This window comes from Thalassospira sp. MCCC 1A02898 (assembly GCF_001618185.1).
Taxonomy (GTDB): domain Bacteria; phylum Pseudomonadota; class Alphaproteobacteria; order Rhodospirillales; family Thalassospiraceae; genus Thalassospira; species Thalassospira tepidiphila.
Genome location: NZ_LPXK01000013.1, coordinates 445037 through 464439, shown reverse-complemented (window position 1 = coordinate 464439; position 19403 = coordinate 445037). Strand labels below are relative to the sequence as shown.

Below are 19403 nucleotides of genomic sequence, written 5' to 3'. Positions count from 1 at the left end.
GTATATGGCAGTGATGCCAGACCCGGTTGAGGTAGTTTTATGGCCTTGCGTTTTTCCAAGGGGCAGATCGTCCGTCTCACTGTCGCCTTGGCTATTGTCGTTATTGCGATCTGGCAACTCGCACCACTTACCGTTTCTGATATTCGCCCGAACGGCGTTGTGAATGCTAAATTGGTGACCATTCAGGCCCCAATCAGTGGTCAGCTTGTTCGCGCAATCCCGGATGTCGGAGAGCCCGTTTCGGCCGGGTCGATTGTGACAAGAATAACCGATGACACCGAACCCCAGGCGCTGCTTGCCCAGCTTGATGGTGAATACCAACTGCTGCGGTCACGAAAAACGGCGTTGGTCGAAAAGCTGTCGACCCTGAATGGCCTGCGCCGCGAACTGGGCGAGCGCGTCCGTGAAATGGTGACCGGCTCAATGGAAAGCCTGCATTACAAAATGCTTGAGGCAGCAGCCCGCCAGAAAGGCTGGATGTCGGTAGTTAAGGAACGTGATCTGAGCCTTGCACGGCAGAAAACCCTGTTGGCGGATGGCCATGTTGCCAAGGCGCGTGTGGAAGAGGCCGAAAGCCTGCTTGAACAGGCACAGCAAGAGGTCGAGCGCGCACGCGCAGATGAAGAACGTTACCGCAAGGAGTCCGGGGCGCTTGAAAAAGGTGTCTTTGTCGGGGACGGGCAAAATGATGTGCCATATTCCCAGCAGCGTCTTGACGAAGTCGTTCTTGCGATTGCCGATTTGAATGTGCAACTGACCGAAACCAACGGGCGCATGGCATCACTTGAAAAGCAGCTCCGAGATGAAAGTGCGCGTGCGGGGCGTCGCGAATCCATGCTGGTGCGCAGCCCGATTGACGGGCTGATATGGCGGCGAATGGCGACCGAACTTGCGACGGTTACCAAAAACAATGACTTGGCAAAAATTCTGGATTGTTCGGACATTCGCATCGAAGTTCCGGTGGATGAAAGCCTGTCTGATCGGATGGAAATCGGGGCGGTTGTTTCTGTTCGCCTGCAAGGATCACCCGAAACGTTTGAAGGGATCATCAGCGGCGTGATCGGCACCCGTGCGGTATCGCCGGAACTTGAATATGCAGCCTTGCCGCCGTTGCTTAAGAAGGATGAAGTTCTTCTGGTCGTCAATATTCCCGATTCCGGCTTTGAAGATCGTCCTGAGACCTTCTGTAATGTTGGTCGTCGTGCCGAAGTCAGCATTCCAAGCCGACTTCATAGCTGGTTTGGCGAGAGCGACCCGTCATAATGAACGCGATGGCGCAATTCGCACCGCTGGCACTTGTTGTCGGTGTCATGATGCTGGCGTCACCCTTTCTGCGTCGTGACCGGTTATGGGCGCGTTGGCTGGTTGTCTTTTTCCTGATCGCGCTGATTGCGCGGTATTTGCCGTGGCGGATCACCGAAACAGTTTTGCCAGCCGATCTCACCACGTTTCAGGGCTGGTGGATTGTTTTCCTGTTTGCGATCGAAATCGTGTTTCTGTGTGACATGCTGCGTCAGTCGCTTATTCACTGCAAAATCGTTGATCGCAGTGCCGAAGCCGATCAGGCCTATGCCAGACTGTCCGCCCGACCAGTCGAAAGCTGGCCAAGCGTCGATGTCTTCATTCCAAGTTACAACGAACCGCTTGATGTGCTTGAACGCAGCATTGTTGGCGCATTGGCGATTGATTACCCGAACAAAACCGTTTGGGTGCTTGATGACGGCAAGCGGGACTGGTTGCGTGATTTCTGCAAGGAAAAGGGGGCCAAGTACCTTACGCGCAAGGACGGAACCCATGCCAAGGCCGGTAATGTTAATAACGGGCTGGCACATTCCAGTGGTGACCTTGTCTGCATTTTTGACGCAGATTTCGTGGCCTATCGCCATTTTCTGAAACGCGTGGTCGGATTTTTCGAAGACCCGACAATTGGTATCGTCCAGACGCCACAGCATTTCTTCAACAAGGACCCGATGCAGCGCAATCTTTGGATTGCCGATCGGTGGCCGGATGAGCAACGGCTGTTCTTTGATCATATTGCGCCGTCCGTTGATGCATGGGACTCAATGTTTTGTTGTGGATCTTGCATGGTCATGCGGCGCAAGGCGCTTGATGCCATCGGTGGTGTGCCGACCGCATCCATCACCGAAGATATCCTGACATCGCTTGAGATGCTGCGCGAAGGCTATCGCACCCGTTACCTCAATGAAAAACTGTCGATCGGTCTTGCGGCTGAAAGCCTTCTTGCGTTCCACACCCAGCGCGAACGTTGGTGTCAGGGCGGTATTCAAACATTGTTTTTAAAGGCGGGGCCGTTGGGGCCGGGGCTTTCGCTTTGGCAGCGGATCTTGCTGTTTCCGATCTATTGGGTGTTTCATATCCCGGCGCGCTTGCTGGTGATCATGATCCCGATCTTTTATTTCTGGTTTGGCCTGCAACCGCTTGAAAATGCCCGAAGTTGGGAAATTTTCTATTGGCAATTACCGGTTTTGATCGGCGGCTGGGCAACGGCGATGTGGCACAATGGCAGGCAAGCCTATCCTATCGTCAATGAAGGGCCCGCAGTGCTGGTATCCCTCAGGCTGTTTCCAATTGTTGTGTCATCTTTGATCCGGCCATTCGGGCGCCCGTTCAAGGTTACGCCCAAGGGATCCCAGTCCGGGGTTGGGAACTCCAGGACTGAGGCAATCATTCTTGGCGTGCTGTTCGTTTTGACGATTGGCGGGTTCTTTTACAACATCAACACCGACATCCGGATCATCGATAACGCCGACTTTTTGCTCGTTGGCGGATTATGGGCCGCGATCAATTCGCTGACATTGCTTGTTGCGATTTTGATTTGCTTTGAAAGCCCGGTGCAGCGCCAACAGGAACGGTTCCCGACCAGCTTGCGGGCAAAGATCGCGACGAAAAGTGACGATGAGCCGCTTGATATGACGATCACCGATATGTCATTGGGCGGCGCACGCGCGATGTGCCCTGCAACGGATATTGATCGCGACAGGTTCCAGAAGGGGGCATTGATCAAGCTCGATGCTGAAGAACTGCCGCCCTTGGAAGCCAAACTGGCGCGGGTCTTTGTGAATGATCAGAAACAGCTTGTCCTGACACTCGACTTCACGCCGGAGCCCGCCGGCGAAGTACGCGATGCGCTGATCCGTGTGCTTTACACAACCGGGATTGATAACGCATCAAAGCCGGCAGGCAGTTTTGCGCTTTGGGGCGCGTTGTTGCGCCGGATTTTCGGACGCGGTCCTGTCAAAAGCTAGGACGCCAACGACGCGGGTTGAGGTTAGCTCAACGCGTCAATGTCGGCTTCGGAAAGGGCGGCTGGCACAATGGTCAATGGCAGGCGCAATTGACCGACGGTGTCACTTTTGGTCAATGCCGTGATCAGCGGGCCGGGGCCTTCACTTGTTGTGCCTGCGGCAAGGACCAGAATGGAAATCTGTTCTTCTTCGTCAAGAAGGTTCAGCAATTCGTCCTTGAGGCGTCCTTCGCGGATGAACAGAAGCGGCATGCTGCCGGTCTGTTCATGGACATACGCCGCAAGTTCGTTCACACGGGATTCGGCCTCGTCACGGGCTTCTTCCTTCATCAGATCGCCAACCGCCATCCAGTGCTGGAACTCGGCAGGTTCAATGACGCTCAGAAGGGCGACACGACCGCCGGTATGTTGTGCGCGACGGCAGGCATAGCGCAATGCCTTGGTCATCTCGTCGCTGTCATCCACGACAACAAGAAATGTCCTGTTCGAAGTCGCGCGAAGTTCCTGATCGGCATCAAAAGAAGGCATATGGGTTCTCTGAACAGTTGCACTCTACCGCTGCGGCACTGAACAGATGTGGGACTGTTGTTACGAGCGGACAGTCAAATTGTGCCGCAACTCAATGCCGGTTTCCAAGTGATTTTTGGTAATAGCGACAAAGATTTATGCGTTGCGTTATTGATTGAGGTAATGCTGCGGCTGCGAAGTCGCAAGGACCTGGAATGCGCGTTTTGAGGGTGAGCAGGCCCGCACACTGTTAGCGTTTGCGGAATACGACACTGGCAATCCAGCCCGCAACCACGGCAATGATCACGGCAATAATGCCGTAAAGAGCCGAGTAACGATGGGCGAATTCATAAACCTCGGCACTGATGCCGGTTTTTGAAACAACCAGTGGCGTGGTTTTGACGCTGGCAACACGGCCATCCCGGATCAGATACACATTGATGGTGTAGGTTCCCGTCGGGGTATTGGCCGGAAAATGGATATCCGTTCGAAACAGCTGATTGGACAGAAAACTGATTTTGGCCGGGCGTTCCCCAAACAGACCCGCACCTTGCATATTGCGAACCAGCGCCTCGCGATAGACTTTCTGATCATCATCGCTCAGCTTGCTTTCGCCTATAAAGCGCTGATTTTGAAGTCCAATGCGGTAATCGAGCAAGACTTCCGGGGATGCGATGATGTCCATGGGGCGGTTTGATGCGCTGGCATAATAGGCTGGCACGTTCTTATAGCGCGCGCTTTCGCTGTTGACCCAAATGCCAACTTTACGCTCTTTTTTTCGGACCACCATGTCTTGGTCTGGGCCGCGAACGGTAACAACGACGTCACCTTCTTCCTCTACCGCGCCAAACAACAAAACATTGGTGCCGGTAAAGCCGGTGGTGATGGCGACAAGATGGTTGGATAAATCCACAACCAGCGGATCAGCCGATGCCTTTTTGGGGCCAGCCCCGATGGTCAGGAACGGCAGCGCCAAGGTAATCATAAATGCGACCCGAATGGCTGAGGGTACTGTCATCACAGATCCCCCGGCATAACGGAATAAAGGTCGCTTGGTGTAATCACCAGATCAAACAGAAGCTTCAGGCAGACCGACAAAACCAAAAGGCCGAGCAGGGCACGAAGATGTTCCGCCTTGAGGCGGGAACCAAACTGCGCACCAAACTGTGCGCCGATTACGCCGCCAATCAGCAACAGGATGGCAAGTGCAACATCAACCGTCTGGGTTTGCACCGATTGCAGGAAGGTAACGTTGGCCGTGACAAAGATGATCTGAAACAGCGATGTGCCAATGACAACACCGGTCGGCATGCCCAACAGATAGATCATGGCCGGCACCATCACAAAGCCACCACCAACACCCATCAATGCGGTCAGCATGCCAACAAAGAAGCCAACGGCAAGTGGCAACAGGGCACTGATATAAAGCCCGGAGCGATAAAACCGCATCTTCAAGGGCAGGCCGTGGATAAAGCTGTGTTGATGTTTCTTGGATCTGCGGATTTGGCCGCCGCGACGCCGGGTACGGAAAATGGCGCGCGTGGCCTCAAATAGCATCATGCCGCCAATGATACCAAGGAAGATCACGTAGCAGAGCGAAATGACAAGATCGATCTGACCAAGTGACCGCAACCAGGCAAACACCCAGACACCGACGGTCGACCCGACAATACCGCCTGCCAGAAGAACCAGACCCATTTTAAGGTCGACATTACCGCGCTTCCAATGGGCGAACACACCCGATACAGAAGATGCGACGATCTGGTTCGCAGCAGTTGCCACGGATACAGCCGGGGGAATACCATAGAAAATCAAAAGCGGCGTAATCAGAAAGCCGCCGCCAACGCCAAAAAGACCCGACAAGAAGCCGACCCCGCCGCCCAGTCCCAAGATCAGAAATATATTTACCGATATCTCGGCAATCGGGAGATAGATTTGCATCGCGGGCGGGCTAACAGCGTTTGATTGATTGTTGTGGTTCAGTCTAACATATTGTGCAAATGCAACAATCGCCAATTGCCGCAATATCGGACCGGTTTCGTATTTTTTATAAGGTTTCTTATGTCGACATCTTCAAGTGGTCCCCATGATGCAATTCTTGACGCGCGCGGACTGATGTGCCCGATGCCCGTTCTGAAGGCAAAAAAAGCACTGCGTGACGTCAAGGATGGCGGGATTCTGCAAGTCCTTGCGACGGATCCCGGTTCTGTCGCCGATATGAAAGCCTTTTGCGAGATGACCGGCAATCGCCTGATTTCGTCTGAACAGGACGAAGATGTTTTTATCTATCACATTGAAAAATCCGGTACCTGACACCGGGTTTTAAAGCGCCCCACACGATGAAAGTTCCCTGAATGTCGCCAACCCCACCTAATCTGACTTGGCTGGATTGTGATTTTGATGATCTGTCCGCGCGCCACGTGCACAGCCTTTTGAAGCTCCGCCAGCAGATTTTCATTATCGAGCAGACCTGCATATTTCCCGACATAGACGGGCTTGACCCGCGATGCAGGCACATCGTTGCCTATGAAGGTGACGATGTTCTGGCTGCGGCCCGTATCGTTGCACCGGGCATTGATCCCGACCATGCAGAACAAGGTGACCGTCCTGCGATTGGCCGCGTTGTCACCAGCGATCGTTTGCGCGGGCAGGGCATTGGCCGCGAAGTGATGCGTCGTGCGATTGAGGTTTGTGAAAAGCAGTTTGAAGGCAAACCGATCTATCTGAACGGGCAGCTATATCTACGAGGTTTTTATGAAAGCCTCGGCTTCGTGCAATTCGGCGATGAATATGACGAAGATGGTATAGCCCACATCAGCATGGAACGCCCGGCGAACCTGAAATAGGTCCAGCAGTTGGAATGACCGATAGCGGTGCACCTTAGCGTGCGCCGCTGGTCGCCATGCCGGTAAAGAATTCAAGTTGCCAATTCATGTCATCCTCGCTTAGGGGATACTGATTTCCGCTGCGGGGATTTAGTGTTTGGCTCGGCGGAACATGGCCGAGCTTGACCTGAATTTTCACAGCAAGATCGGCTGGAAGGCCAGCCTTCCATGCAAGCGACACAACACCCTTTGCCGAATGGGTGTTCAGCACCTTTGACACGGCGTCGGGCGAGATTCCGGCCAGAACTGCCAGCGATGCGCGGGCGAATTTGACATCGTTTGCGGCCAGTGCCTTTGCCACTTCCTGATCGGTCAGCTTTTTCTTGGCATGCATGGCCAGTGCCTTTTCAAAGGCAGGTTCGCCTTCCTCTTCGTCACCGTCTTCTGCAACCACGCCTTTTTTGTCAGACTTCGGTTCTGCCTTGTCGGACGGCTTGGCTTTTTCCTTGTCGGCTTTGATCTTTTTCGCATCGGTCGCAACGTCGTCGCGCTTCTCGAATTCGCCAGATGCGATACGGCGCTGAACGACTTCGCGGACCGCATCAAGCTGGTCTTTCTTGAGGTCTTTGCGGCGTTCCAGCACGCTGATCAGGTTTTCGGCGACAAAGCGCGCCAGTTTTCCGGCCGCAGTCGGTGTCAGGGTTGGGCGTTTGACAAGCGGTTCGTGCCACTCCGGGTAATCCGGTGCGCGATCAATCAGTTGATCAAGCGTTTCTTCGCGGATCTGTGCAGACTTGTTGCCAAGCAGATGGGAAATCGCATCCTTGTCACTGCTTGCGGCAATGGCATCGGCAAGCTTTTCACCAACGTTTCTGCGACGCGACACAAAGCTGAGCGCACCACGACCAGAGCTGCCTTCAATGATTTCAAGCAGGTCTTCCTCGGTCAGGACCGGCGAATATTGCAAGACCGGGCCAGAAACGACACTTTCGGCGTCGCGCGCAAGCTGCTGAATGATTGGCTGAGGTGCGTCGGCAATGTCTTTGAGTGTTTCAGAGATCACTTGGCGGACGTGAACAGCCTGGTCACGGACAAGCTTGTCGAGCGCCTCGTAAGTCATGCGGCGCAGTTTGTCTGTCTCATGGGCGGTCAGACCGGCGGAAAGATGCGCGATTTTTTCCGCCAGACTGCCACGGACACTGTCATCGCTGTCATCGGTCAGAAGGACATCGGCCTGAACCGGCGTTGCCTGGTTGGCAGCAATGTGACGACGTACGGAAGAATCGTGGTCAGTGGCAAGGAAATACAGGATTTCAGGGCGGGTATCATGGCGCTGTGCCAGTTTGCCGCGAACATCTGCATCCGGGCTTGCCGCCATTTCCTTGGCTTCGTCATAGGTGATTGGCGTTTCGCTTCGCTTGGTAAATACCCGCTGCAAAAATCCCTTCATCGGGCATTCCTCCTAAACTTCGATTTTTGCCGGGTCTTTTGACCCGGGCGCGGCAGCGATACCAAAACGGCCTTTGCCAAGTTTCTTGACCTGATACATGGTCTGATCTGCGCGTTGCACAAGTTGTTCAAGCGTTTCTTTTGAATCAGGTTCGTGAACCGCAATACCTACGGAAATGCCCAGCGGATGTTCGGCATCCCCGGAATATTTTCCAAGAACGGCACTTTCCTTCATCAGGGTCTTGGCGCGTGCCGACGCGGCAGGAATATCAGCACCTTCCAACCACAGAACAAATTCGTCGCCACCAAGGCGGGCTACAAGATCAGATGGGCGCACATTATCAAGTAACACTTGCGTTAGCGTAAGAATGGCGTCGTCGCCAGCCTGATGGCCATGGATATCATTGACCAGTTTGAAGTTGTCCATATCGACATACATCAATGCCGCAGGCGCATTTTCACGGCGCAGGCGACTGTGACGACGTTTAAGTTCCTCAAAGAACGCGCGACGGTTCAGAAGACCGGTCATGCCATCGGTACGCGAAAGCGTCAGAATGCGTTCATGCTGGATGGCCTGTTCAATGGCGATACCGACCTGATCGGCAACCTCGGTCATGATGGCACGTTCGCCGTCGGTTGGTTCCGGGTGATCAGCATCAAACATAAAGATCACAGCGCCATTATTGCGCTGATGATAATGGCAGCTAAGACCAATGAGCCGGTAATTCCCGACATGGGCATCAAACGTTTCATTCGTTTTCTGCATCTGATGAAGCGCCTGGTGGGCGATCTCGTTGGCCGTCTTGTCTGCATCGCCGGCCGCCAGTTCAAGGTCGCCGGTTTCATCATTGCGTTTGAAAATAACGCAATGGGAACAGGCCAATGCACGCGTGCTGGCTTCGGATGCGCCCTTCAGCACCATAAGCGGATCAATTTCATCACGCATGGTGCGCACGATATAGGTCATCAGGCGGTCACGATTTCGGGCGGTTGCGACTTCGCTTTCGCGGCGGCGCTGTTCGGTAATGTCGTGGGCAAGACCACGTGTGCCGATCCAGACCCCTTCGCGCGAATAGACGGGCGTCGATGAAACAGACAGGCACGCATCGCGTCCGTTCGAACGCCGGAACCAAACCGGGACATCACGCACGGCCTTCTGGCTGCGAAATACGTGTTCGCTGTCCTGATCGGCAGTATCAAGCAGGAATTTCCCCGGGAACCGTCCGACAATGTCATCTGCACGGTATCCAAGTGCCCCGCGCGGGGAGACAAAGATGAATTTGCCCGTTTCATCCGTTTCCCAGGCAAAGGCGGATGAAACTTCCACAATATCGCGATAGCGCTGGCGTGAGTCGATCAGGGCTTCACGCAAGTTCCGGTCCATGCTGACATCACGCGGCAGGATCATGACCTCGTTCTTTGTGGTCGGAAGGGCGGTCAACTCCAGTGTCGCCGTACCGCGCTGGACTTCAAAGGTCATCAGTTCAACCACGCCGCCTGGTGTGGTCAGGGCGCGTCGGATCAGTTGATAGATTTCTGGGAACAGGCCGTCACGAATGCCATTGGCAAAACCGACAGCATTTTTGTTGGCAAATAGCGGCACACCCTTTGCGTCCATCACAATGACGGGGGCCTCGGCCTCGGCCATGACTTTGGGGTCAAGGGTAAACACGTCGGCATCGTAGTTTGTCAGATCGTCTGCAAAGTTTGTATTCTGGTTTTGCGGATCCACCGGATGACGGGAAGTCATGCGCGTCCTCCTGTTGTGGTCGACGCGTTCTGATCGTCGGTGTCGGCACTACTATTTGAGCTGGCGAGATTGGTCTTGTGATAATCGTCTTCGCTGCCAATCGTGATTGGCGGCCCAAGATGATAGCCTTGACCATAGTCGATACCCAGATCACATACCAGTTCGTAACTGGCCTGATCGTGGATCATTTCGGCGATTGTATGAATACCAAGGTCACGACAAAGCAGGGCGGTCGCCTTAAGAAATGCGCGCCCTTTGGGATTGGCAAGCGCAGTTCTCATCGCCCCGCCATCAAACTTGATAATGTCGACATCAAGCGCACTCAAATATTCGAAGTTGGCTGCCCCGGCACCAAAGTCATCAAGACAGATGGCATGACCACGGGCGCGCAGCATCTGCAACCCGTTATTCACATCGGTCAATCCACGAATACGTGACGTTTCGGTAACTTCGAAAAGGACTTGTTCCGAAGGGATGTCATAGTCGCCAAGCAGTTCGATCAGGGCCGGCATGAAACCGGCCTGTTCAAGCGAGTGGCCGGAAAGATTGACGGCAACCGGGTAGGGGATGCTGTCAGGATTGTCGCGCAGGTGATCAAGAACCTTGCTGCACATTGCCAAATCAAACTCGGTAATCAGTCCGGTTCCTTCGGCGAAATGAATGATCTGGTCAACAGCCAACGTGCTGTCGCCGATGTTAAAGCGCGCCAATGCTTCGAAATGATGCATTTCCCGATTGCCAAGATGGACAATCGGCTGCAATGCAACGGCAAAGGACCCATTTTCCACAATCTCGCGGAAGGCACGCACCGACTTCAATGTTTCGTTGATCAGGTGCGGCAGGCTTGCCGAAAGGCGGGCGGCGGTGACGTCATTCTGTGCCTTGCGCTGCATCCGGTTGAGCGCATAGGCAACCGCCCGTGTCAGGTTGGTGTCCCGGTCACTTTCGGCATTCTCGGTATCGAAATGATGGATGTTCCGAGCACTTTCATAGTCATTGCCAAACAGTTCCGCTGTTTTGGACTTTTTGGTATTTTTGCCGTTAACGCCCGAGGTGTTGGTCAACGACATCAATCCGCTGAGATTCTCGGCCGAGGTGGTTTTATCAATTTCCTCAAGGTCAGCGCGGAGCGCACTGGCATAGGCCACGATACGGCGTTCGAGTTCGATCATCGGTTCGTCAACCGGATGAATTTTGTGCGGTCGTCGTGACTGTTCCTGATCCTTAACCACACTGGCATTGAATTGCTTGGCGCCAATTCCGATCAGACGGGCCAATTCATTGGTTGCGGCCGTTTCCGCCTGTGAGCGCGAAGCAGCCAGGTTTTCGAGCACGACCAAGGCTTCGTTATGGTAGTTCATGCTTGAAAGATCACCAACCGAACCGGTCTGGCTGGTTTCGGCGTTCATGTTCTGGCGAATGACGGCATTCTGCAAAATGATACGGTCAATGCCCGATCTGGCCCGAGGACGAATGGCGCGGTGGCGGGCTGCGATGTAATAGCGGCTTGAAGGGTCGGCGATCATGTAGCCGCTGAGTGAGAGCGGCACAGCTTCCTGAACCGGTTTGCCATCGGACTCGCAAAGCTGGAAATCAAGATCAAGCTCTTCAAGGCGTTTCAGCCCAGTGCCGCCGTGAAGATAGGCGCGCAGCAAAGGACGTTCAGACTTAACAACAATTTTCTCGAAGGCTTCGCCGATCAGGCGGTCAGGCGTGCATCCCAGAAGGCTCTCGGTCGCGCCTGCGACAAACAGAATATAGCCGTTCTCATCGACCTCAAGAAGCATGTCAGCCCAGCAGAATGCCATGGCTGCCAGAAGGTCTTGGTCATTCGTTTCCGCCGAGTGGCCGGTGCTGTCTGTCATTTTCGACCCGTCATCGTAAGCCGCCTGTTTGTTTTTCTAAGCCGCAGCTTTGCCTGTCTCTCATAAATAGCGATCTTACAAAGGATATGAAGGATTTGCACTTGATATGGCAAAAAAACATTCCGGCTTCAAAAGATCGATTTCTGACACGTCGCAAGGGGCTGAGTGTCGATCAATTCTAAGCGACAGTCGAGCGACACTGACTTTCACCGGAATGCCGTCGGAGACATTGAGGCTTGATGTTTTTTCGATTGTTCTATCAACTCTGAATTGGACAGTTTTCTGCGCCTTCCACCTTCTGTCCGGGAAACTGCATCATCAGCTTAGTGAGGTCGCTGTGTTAAGCCGAAACATCAACCGCCGCCGATTTATGAAGTCTGTCCTGATGGCAAGCGGGGCTGTCGCCTTTGCATCAAAATTTGCCGTCAAAAGCGCCCATGCGCTGGAAAATGTTTCTGTGGTTGTGGTCGGTGCAGGTATTGCCGGGCTCGGTGCGGCGAATTTGTTGCGTAAACACGGGGCCACAGTGACCGTGCTTGAGGCAAAGGACCATACCGGTGGTCGTCTTCTAACAGACTGGTCTATGGGCGCACCGTTTGAAGTCGGTGCTGGATGGATCCACGGTCCGTCGTCGGACAACCCGACCAAGCAACTCGCCGATGCGGTTAATGCCCAATATGCCGTCACCGACGATGAGAACGCAGTGTTCTTTGACATCAACGGCTATGAATATGATGAGGATGAGGTCGAGAGAATTGTCGATGCCTGGGAAGGGGTTCTTGAACACATCGACGGCACCTATGAGGTCAATGACCCGCGCAGTCTTTTGCAGGCGATCAAGGACTATCGTCCGGCGTATCTTGATGATCCGGGGATCATGTGGGCGTTTTCTGCCTTTACCGAATTTTCAAAGGGTGGGGCGATCGAAAAATTGTCAGCGCCCCTATTTAACTGGGATGAGGCATTTGACGGTGCGGATGTCGTCGTCACATCCGGCTATGACGAGATTTTAAATCCTCTGAAAGAGGGGCTTGATATCAAGCTTTCCCATGTGGTTTCGGCAATTGATTACAGTGCCGATGAGGGAGTGGTGATCACCACCGATCAGGGAACTTTCGAGGCTGACTATTGCATTTGTTCGGTTCCACTCGGTGTTCTGAAAGCCAACAATATCCAGTTTACGCCCGAACTTCCCGGCAGCTATCGCGATTCCATCGAAAATCTCGGCTTTGGCAGTGTGACCAAACTCGCGCTGAAGTTCGAGGAACCGTTCTGGGATATCGAAACCCAGTATTTCGGCATCACAACCGAGCCGAAAGGGCGGTGGAACTATTGGCTGAGTTACCGAACGTTTTCAGATGAGAATATCCTGCTAGGGCTGAGTGTCGGGGATTATGCACTGACCGCTGATCGTATGACGGATGCGGAAATGGTTGAAGATGCACTCGATGTGCTGCGGACAGTCTGGGAAGATGACGTGACAGAGCCGATTGATGTTCTGGCAACCCACTGGGCCACCGATCCATTCACACTTGGCGCATATGCTTTTCCGCGTCCGGGTAACCGAAAATCTGATTTTGACGATCTCGGAGAGCCGATTTCAGATCGATTGATCTTGGCTGGTGAACACACAATCTTTGACTATGCCGGTACAACCCATGGGGCGTTCATGACCGGTCTGCGCGCAGCAGAGTATATAATCGACGAGGAAGGTTAAGGGAAACCGACAGCCTGTCCTGTCTTACCGGATATCAGGCTGCGTTATGATCGGCTTTGCGGGGCTCGTTTGCCTCGCGGCGGCTGTGCTTCTGATCATACATGGCTTCATCTGCTTCGCGGATCAAATCGGCAATATCGCATTTTGCGCCAAATGATGCGTGACCGAAACTTGCCCTGATCGACAGAGCCTTGCCCTGCCATATCAGCGGGAATCGCTCGGTCGCGTTCTGAAGCTGCACAATCCGTTTTGCCGCTGCGGCAGGATCACTGCCGGTCATCAGGATGGCAAATTCGTCGCCGCCAAAGCGGGCAACAAAATCATCAGACCGGGTGTGCGTGCGCAGGTTCTGGCCAAAGTGCCGAAGGACGGCGTCCCCCGCAGCATGCCCGTGCATGTCATTGATTTGTTTGAAACCATCAAGATCGGCAATGACCAGAATGCCGCGTTCGTCGGTTCGTGACGCGCGCGAGATTGCCTCCCGCGTGCGCTTCATGAAGCCGCGGCGGTTATAAAGCCCTGTCAACTCATCAGTTTCGACCATGAGTTCAAGCTGTCTGATTCGGTTTTGCTGCTGATCAAGGCGGGTTTGCATGTCACGGGCAAGATCAACCAATGTCGAAAGCGCACTACGTTGTTCGCTTTCGTCTGTTTCTTCGGTCGCGCGATTGTTGATTGCCGTCTGATGCTGAAAATCAGCAGCAAGCTCTATCAACAAATCTATCTGCGACTTTTCCATTGGGCGTCTTGTTCTCAATGACATTGGATACCGAAACCCTTAAAAGGGGTGGAACCATTCTATCTTTCATGGCGTTACAAGAACATTAACGCACATGAAGCGTATTTGTGACGAAGCACTGTCGATCACGCAAAGGAGCACGACGGATGAAGTACCTTTTTGGGGCCGGATTGGCGCGAAAAATCGCTGTTGCGGGCGTGGCTCTGGCGTTGGCAGGGTGTTCGTTCCTGCAAAAAGAGAACTTTACGGTTGGTGGTGAAATCACCGATCAGGGGCAAGAATGCGTTACGTTCCGTGCCGAAGACGGGACACTTTATGCACTCGCCAATAAGGCAAGCAGGCTGCGCCCGGGCGACAAGGTGCGCATCACCGGCCATCTGGCACTGATGACAACCTGTACCGAGGCAACAACCCTGATCGTTGACAAGATTGTCCTGCTTGCACCTGCTGACTGAGCCTTTGTCTAGCGCGCAGTTGCAAAACAATCCGTGCCGTCAGCTTTCAGCTGGCGGCATTGTTTTTGCGCAGACTCGGAGTCTTCAAATCCTGCAAGCTGCAGCCGGTGGTAGATGCCCTGACTGCCGAGATCGGCGGATACGATTTTTTTTTCGTGCGATTTGGCCAGTTCCGGATAGCGGATGCTAAAGCTTGCCCAATAGGTTTCAGCGGTAAATGTGTCGCGAAAGGCGCCAAGCTGTATTCGGAAACCACCACCGCTGGCTGTCGGTACAGGCGTTGCTGTTTCAACAAGATCAGATGCCGTCGTGCGTTGCACGGTCACAGCGGGCTGTGTGGTCTGAGTCGCAGGCGAAGTTGGTGAAGGCGCCGGGGTAATCCGAGTTTCCGTGGGCTTTGGTGTCCTTTGACGGACTGGTTGGACCGAACGGATTGGTGGTTTACCGTTGATCGTCCGTTGATACTGATCTGCCAAGGAGGGGATTTCGATTTCTTCCTCAAGCCGGGTTTCAGTTGGAATTGTCCCGGGCAGGAGGCTTAGAGGCTGATTGCCTGATCGCACACTTGATGCGCGGGCAGGCAAATCTTTCGGGATGATATCGATCCCGGTTGGTCCTGTTTCAGGCGCAAGCGATTGTGCCACTGCACCGATATTAAAGATCATGGCGGCCATTAGTGCCGCAGCAAAGATGCCCGAAAAAGGAAAGCCACCCCACATTCCGGCAAAGCCAATCGCCTGCGAAAACTGTGTCGCAGGGGTTGGATATGCGTGGGGTGGTTTCGCCATTCCTACATCTCCGTGCGCGGACCATATGCATGGCGTTCGCGCAAAATCTGATCATTGTTGCGCAGGCGTTCCATGGCTTTGCCGTAGACTGTGTCTGGCGCATATTGACCATCTGTCCGGTCACCTGTTGCCATCCCGGTCAGAAGCTCAATCGCATCATTGATGTGTTCCACCGTCCAGATGTTGAACTTGCCCTGGCGAATGGCCTGAACGACTTCTTCGCGCAGGACAACGTTTTCCGCATTGGCCGAGGGAATAATTACGCCCTGATCACCGGTAAAACCCTGATCAGCGCAAATGCGATAGAAACCTTCGATCTTGTGGGAAATACCCCCGACCGGTTGTGCCTGGCCAAACTGGTTCATCGACCCCGTAATGCCTACATTCTGGCGCATCGGGATGTTGGAAACAGCGGAAATGATGGCACAAAGTTCCGCCATCGACGCAGAGTCCCCTTCGATCCCGCCATAGTTCTGTTCGAACGTAACGTTACAGGCGAATGAGAGCGGGAAATCCTGCGCAAAGCGTGATTTCAGGAAGCCTTCGATGATCATCACAGACTTTTGCTGCAATGGGCCAGACATATCGACCATGCGTTCGATGTTTAGAACGCCGAGGCTACCGACATATGACCGTGCCGATACGCGTGCTGGCAGGCCAAATGCATGATCGCCATAATCGAGAACCGTCAGTGCGTTGACTTGACCAACCACGCTGCCAAAGCTGTCGATCAGGATTTCGCGCCTTTGGACCCGTTCGTGGGATCGGTCTTCAAGGCGTGAGTTGCGATGGCGGCGTTCCTCGATCGCACGTCGGACATCGGCGGCACGGATGGTTTCGCGGCCTTCGGCCTTGCTGAGTGCGCCGGCCTCAATCGCGACATCTTCGACCCGTTCAATCTGGGCTGTCAGCTTGTCACGTTCGCCTGCCCAACGCGCCGCCTGACCAAGCAACTGTCGGATCGCACCATTATCAACCGGGATGCCGGAGCGTGACAGGGCGGATGCCCGCAGAAGCCCGGTATAGATCGAAATGTTGCGACCAGCCGCTGGCATGTCGGCATCAATATCTGCCTTGACCCGGAAGTGGTTTCTGAAATCCACATCCAGCGAGAAGAAGGTATAATAAAACTTCGGCGCGCCGACGATAACCACCTTGAGGTCAAGCGGGATCGGGCGCGGTTCCGGTGCACCTGCGGTCGGTGGGCCGCCCTTGTGGGTTTCCTCGATACGAATTTCACGGTCACGAAGGGCTGCTTTCAAAAAGCCCCAGCATTCTTCGTGTTCCAGAAGGCTTTCCGCACGCAAAACAAGAACGCCGCCATTGGCGCGATGAAGGGCGCCCGGCTTGATCAGGCTGAAATGCGGATGCATGCCGCCACCCATCGGGCGGTACTGAATTTGCCCAAACAGGTTGTCGTAGCTTGGGCTCGGTTCAAGCACGACATCGGGGTGATTGTCGCGCGAATGATCAATCAGCAGGTTGACGGCATAACGATCATCGACGGTTTCCGGGATCTTGCCATCCCCGCTTTCGATGGCGGGTTGGTCGCTGGCTTCCTCGAACGCGTCGATATTGTCGAGAATGTCTTTTTCAAGCGCGTCGAACCATGCCTTGAGGCCAGGGCTTGTGAATTTGTCGCGCAGTTTCTTGATGCGCGGTTTCAGAACAACCTTTGCTGCCCCGCGTCGCAGACTATCAAGCGTATCGGCGATCTGTTCTTCGAGGTCGCGTGTGGAAAGCAGTGTTTTGCGGGCTTCTTCGGCGACGTCCTCAAACGCGTCTTCGGCCTCATTGCGGCGATCCTTGGGAATTTCATCAAGGGAAACCGGTTCGCCTTCCTCGTTCAGCGCGACAATCATCACGCCTTTTTCGTTTTCCTGAACATCCAGACCGCGTTCACGGGCGTATTCACGCAACGCATCGAACTTTTCGCGAAGCTGCGCACGCGCTTCTTCGGTCTGGGTTTGGGTCTCGGTCAGGTGGGCCGGGGCGTTGAAGGCTGAGGCGAAAGCTTCGCGCAGATGCGTGATCAGCGTTTCCATCGCCGCCAAAAGTTTTTGGCCCTGACCAGCCGGAAGGGCATAGGGGCGCGGCCGATTGGTGCGCGAAAAATTGTTCAGATAGACCCAATCATCGGGGGCTTCGCGTTCTTCCATGGCCTTGTTGAGGTAATCAAGTGTCGCCGTCATGCGGCCAGCGCGATCAAGGCCAAGAACAAAAATGTTGAAACCGGGTTCGGACATCGAAAGTCCGAATTTAAGAGCCTCTGCCGCGCGGTAATGCGATGAAAAATCAAATATTTTCGGCTGTTGGTCTTTGTGTGGGCTGCGAATACGGAAATGCGGGAAACCGCAATCATCTGCGTCAAGGCGGGAAACTGGCATCTGCTGACTTTCTGCTGCCCAAGATCAAGGTATCAAGCAGGGGCTTCTTGCCCCCGCAACATATCTTGGAAGCAACGCAATCACGCGGTCAAGCGTTGCGTGCGGAAATAATTGAAATGCCAGTAAGAACCGTGACTTCGCCTGAAAATTCCACGGTCAACATGCACAAGAAAAACCTTGCGTTACATGACGACAGAATTGCCAAAATCACTGCTCTGAAGCAGTCGGTCGACGATTTGCACGCCGCGGCGCAATCTTTCGGGGGATCGCTCTGCACCGAAGCATAGGCGCATACCCCTTGGCACGTGGCCAACTGCGAATTGCTGTGCCGCGGTCAGAAGAACACCGTTGTTGGCCGCATCCATCACCAGTTCACTGGTGTCGATATGTTCGGGAAGTTCCAGCCAGATGTGATAGTTGGTCGGGTGGAAACGGATATCGTAACCCTTGAGTGTGCCAAGCACGATCGCCAGACGTTTGGCCGCTTCTTCGCGATGCCATGCCTCGAACTGGGCAAGGCTGCCATCCATGATCATGCGTGTGACAAGTTCAAGGTTGATGGTTGAAACCATCCAGCAAGTGGACCGGATTGCACTGGCAAGTTTGCCGATCATTTCGCCCGGTGCATGGATATAACCGACACGCAAACCACCACCGATGCTTTTTGATACGCCATCCAGATAAATGCTGCGTTCCGGTGCAAAGCAAGACAGCGGGGGTGGGGCATCGGGGTCAAGGAAGTGGTAAATGCCGTCTTCGATCAATGTCAGATCATATTTACGCAGGATTTCGGCAATTTCGATGCGGCGCTTCTGGCTCATGGTGCCGCACAGCGGGTTGTGCAGCGTCGGCATCAGATAAATCGCACGCGGGCTTTGTGTGCGACACATGTTTTCCAGCGCGTCAGGCATGATGCCGTCGTCGTCCATGGCCACACCACGCAGACGGAACTGCAACAAATTGGCAAGGCTGCGCAGGTTGGGATAGGTGAGTTCCTCGCACAGGACAAGATCGCCGGGGCGCACTGTCGCCAGCAGCGAGACCGTCATGCCATGTTGCACGCCGGCCGTTGGTAAAACGCGTTCCGGATTGTCATCCAGCCCCAGTCTTCCGGCGGAAAAAGCCAATGCTTCACGCTGATGGGCAACGCCATATTCCGATTTGTACGGCACCATATCGTCCGTCGACATGGTAGTCGCAACCTCAATCAGGGTCTCGCGAATGCGGCCTTCCCTTGGCGGGAGGGGGCAGTTCATCCTGAAATTGATCGGTCCGGTATCTTCGGTCTCGTTTGACTGGGAGTTCGTCGATGGCGCAGAGCCGGTCGATCGAGCCAGCTGGGTGAGGTTGTTGGTAAATGCCATCGGAATCGGAGCGGTGGCCGCCATATCAAGTTCCGACTGGATATTGTCGAGCACATAGGTTCCGCGGCCAACTTCACCAGCCACCAGCCCCAATCTTTCCGCCTCGCGGTAGGAGCGGGTAATTGTGCCGACCGTGACGCCAAGTTGATAGGCGAGATCGCGATGGGTGGGCAGTCGGTCTCCGGGTTTGAGAGAGCCGTCTTTGACTGCTTTGCGAATGGCTTGCGCGATCTGTCGATAAACAGGACCACCAGCCTCATCAAGTTTCGGGAGCCATATTGTCATGGTGACA

At 54.3% G+C, this 19403-nt stretch carries 16 protein-coding genes; 6 read left to right on the top strand and 10 right to left on the bottom strand.

Annotation, left to right across the window (positions count from 1 at the left end; translation table 11 throughout):
• Positions 1 to 39: 39 nt before the first annotated feature.
• A complete protein-coding gene (locus AUQ41_RS18835) occupies positions 40 to 1263 on the top strand; it encodes an HlyD family secretion protein (protein WP_063089940.1) in 1224 nt (407 codons plus the stop codon).
• On the top strand, positions 1263 to 3266 hold the full coding sequence (locus tag AUQ41_RS18830) for a glycosyltransferase (protein ID WP_063089939.1): 2004 nt from the start codon (positions 1263 to 1265) through the stop codon (positions 3264 to 3266). Before AUQ41_RS18835 ends, AUQ41_RS18830 begins: the two co-directional genes overlap by 1 nt.
• A gap of 23 nt (positions 3267 to 3289) precedes the next feature.
• On the opposite strand, the gene AUQ41_RS18825 is transcribed toward AUQ41_RS18830, so the two are convergent.
• The 3 genes from AUQ41_RS18825 to AUQ41_RS18815 all read right to left on the bottom strand — a co-directional run bounded on the left by AUQ41_RS18825 (position 3290) and on the right by AUQ41_RS18815 (position 5713).
• Complete coding sequence (locus tag AUQ41_RS18825) at positions 3290 to 3793, bottom strand: universal stress protein (RefSeq protein ID WP_008890850.1); 504 nt, start codon at positions 3791 to 3793, stop codon at positions 3290 to 3292.
• Between the two features lie 229 nt (positions 3794 to 4022).
• Positions 4023 to 4790: a TIGR02186 family protein gene (locus AUQ41_RS18820; RefSeq protein ID WP_063089938.1), complete on the bottom strand. Its 768-nt coding sequence runs from the start codon at positions 4788 to 4790 to the stop codon at positions 4023 to 4025.
• Complete coding sequence (locus AUQ41_RS18815; protein WP_008890848.1) at positions 4790 to 5713, bottom strand: sulfite exporter TauE/SafE family protein; 924 nt, start codon at positions 5711 to 5713, stop codon at positions 4790 to 4792. Before AUQ41_RS18815 ends, AUQ41_RS18820 begins: the two co-directional genes overlap by 1 nt.
• 120 nt (positions 5714 to 5833) lie before the next feature.
• Between AUQ41_RS18815 and AUQ41_RS18810 the strand changes: the two genes are divergently transcribed.
• Together AUQ41_RS18810 and AUQ41_RS18805 are read left to right on the top strand one after the other, a co-directional pair.
• Positions 5834 to 6085 carry a sulfurtransferase TusA family protein gene (locus tag AUQ41_RS18810; protein WP_063089936.1) on the top strand — a complete coding sequence of 84 codons (252 nt, stop codon included), beginning with the start codon at positions 5834 to 5836 and terminating at the stop codon, positions 6083 to 6085.
• Between the two features lie 41 nt (positions 6086 to 6126).
• The gene (locus tag AUQ41_RS18805; protein WP_063089934.1) at positions 6127 to 6618 is read left to right on the top strand and encodes a GNAT family N-acetyltransferase; all 492 of its coding nucleotides are present in this window, start codon (positions 6127 to 6129) and stop codon (positions 6616 to 6618) included.
• Between the two features lie 34 nt (positions 6619 to 6652).
• On the opposite strand, the gene AUQ41_RS18800 is transcribed toward AUQ41_RS18805, so the two are convergent.
• The 3 genes from AUQ41_RS18800 to AUQ41_RS18790 are packed head-to-tail and all read right to left on the bottom strand — an operon-like array spanning position 6653 to position 11661.
• Positions 6653 to 8047 carry a DUF2336 domain-containing protein gene (locus AUQ41_RS18800; protein ID WP_063089931.1) on the bottom strand — a complete coding sequence of 465 codons (1395 nt, stop codon included), beginning with the start codon at positions 8045 to 8047 and terminating at the stop codon, positions 6653 to 6655.
• 12 nt (positions 8048 to 8059) lie between these two features.
• Complete coding sequence (locus tag AUQ41_RS18795; protein WP_063089930.1) at positions 8060 to 9796, bottom strand: diguanylate cyclase domain-containing protein; 1737 nt, start codon at positions 9794 to 9796, stop codon at positions 8060 to 8062.
• Positions 9793 to 11661: an EAL domain-containing protein gene (locus AUQ41_RS18790; RefSeq protein ID WP_063089928.1), complete on the bottom strand. Its 1869-nt coding sequence runs from the start codon at positions 11659 to 11661 to the stop codon at positions 9793 to 9795. The genes AUQ41_RS18795 and AUQ41_RS18790 overlap by 4 nt, the downstream gene beginning before the upstream one ends.
• 370 nt (positions 11662 to 12031) lie before the next feature.
• On the opposite strand from AUQ41_RS18790, the gene AUQ41_RS18785 reads away from it, so the two are divergent.
• Complete coding sequence (locus AUQ41_RS18785; protein WP_232308463.1) at positions 12032 to 13378, top strand: FAD-dependent oxidoreductase; 1347 nt, start codon at positions 12032 to 12034, stop codon at positions 13376 to 13378.
• A gap of 34 nt (positions 13379 to 13412) precedes the next feature.
• Here the strand turns inward: AUQ41_RS18785 and AUQ41_RS18780 are convergent, their stop codons facing one another.
• The gene (locus tag AUQ41_RS18780; protein WP_063089926.1) at positions 13413 to 14117 is read right to left on the bottom strand and encodes a GGDEF domain-containing protein; all 705 of its coding nucleotides are present in this window, start codon (positions 14115 to 14117) and stop codon (positions 13413 to 13415) included.
• Positions 14118 to 14263: 146 nt separating this feature from the next.
• On the opposite strand from AUQ41_RS18780, the gene AUQ41_RS18775 reads away from it, so the two are divergent.
• Positions 14264 to 14572 (top strand): DUF5818 domain-containing protein, encoded by a 309-nt coding sequence (locus tag AUQ41_RS18775; protein WP_008890840.1) that lies wholly within the window; start codon positions 14264 to 14266, stop codon positions 14570 to 14572.
• 8 nt (positions 14573 to 14580) lie between these two features.
• Here the strand turns inward: AUQ41_RS18775 and AUQ41_RS18770 are convergent, their stop codons facing one another.
• The 3 genes from AUQ41_RS18770 to AUQ41_RS18760 form a co-directional block, all read right to left on the bottom strand.
• On the bottom strand, positions 14581 to 15360 hold the full coding sequence (locus AUQ41_RS18770; RefSeq protein WP_063089924.1) for an SPOR domain-containing protein: 780 nt from the start codon (positions 15358 to 15360) through the stop codon (positions 14581 to 14583).
• 2 nt (positions 15361 to 15362) lie between these two features.
• Positions 15363 to 17747, bottom strand: a complete 2385-nt coding sequence (locus AUQ41_RS18765; protein ID WP_063089922.1) for an ATP-binding protein — start codon at positions 17745 to 17747, stop codon at positions 15363 to 15365.
• A 182-nt stretch (positions 17748 to 17929) separates the two neighbouring features.
• The gene (locus tag AUQ41_RS18760; protein ID WP_063089920.1) at positions 17930 to 19396 is read right to left on the bottom strand and encodes a PLP-dependent aminotransferase family protein; all 1467 of its coding nucleotides are present in this window, start codon (positions 19394 to 19396) and stop codon (positions 17930 to 17932) included.
• Positions 19397 to 19403 lie beyond the last annotated feature (7 nt).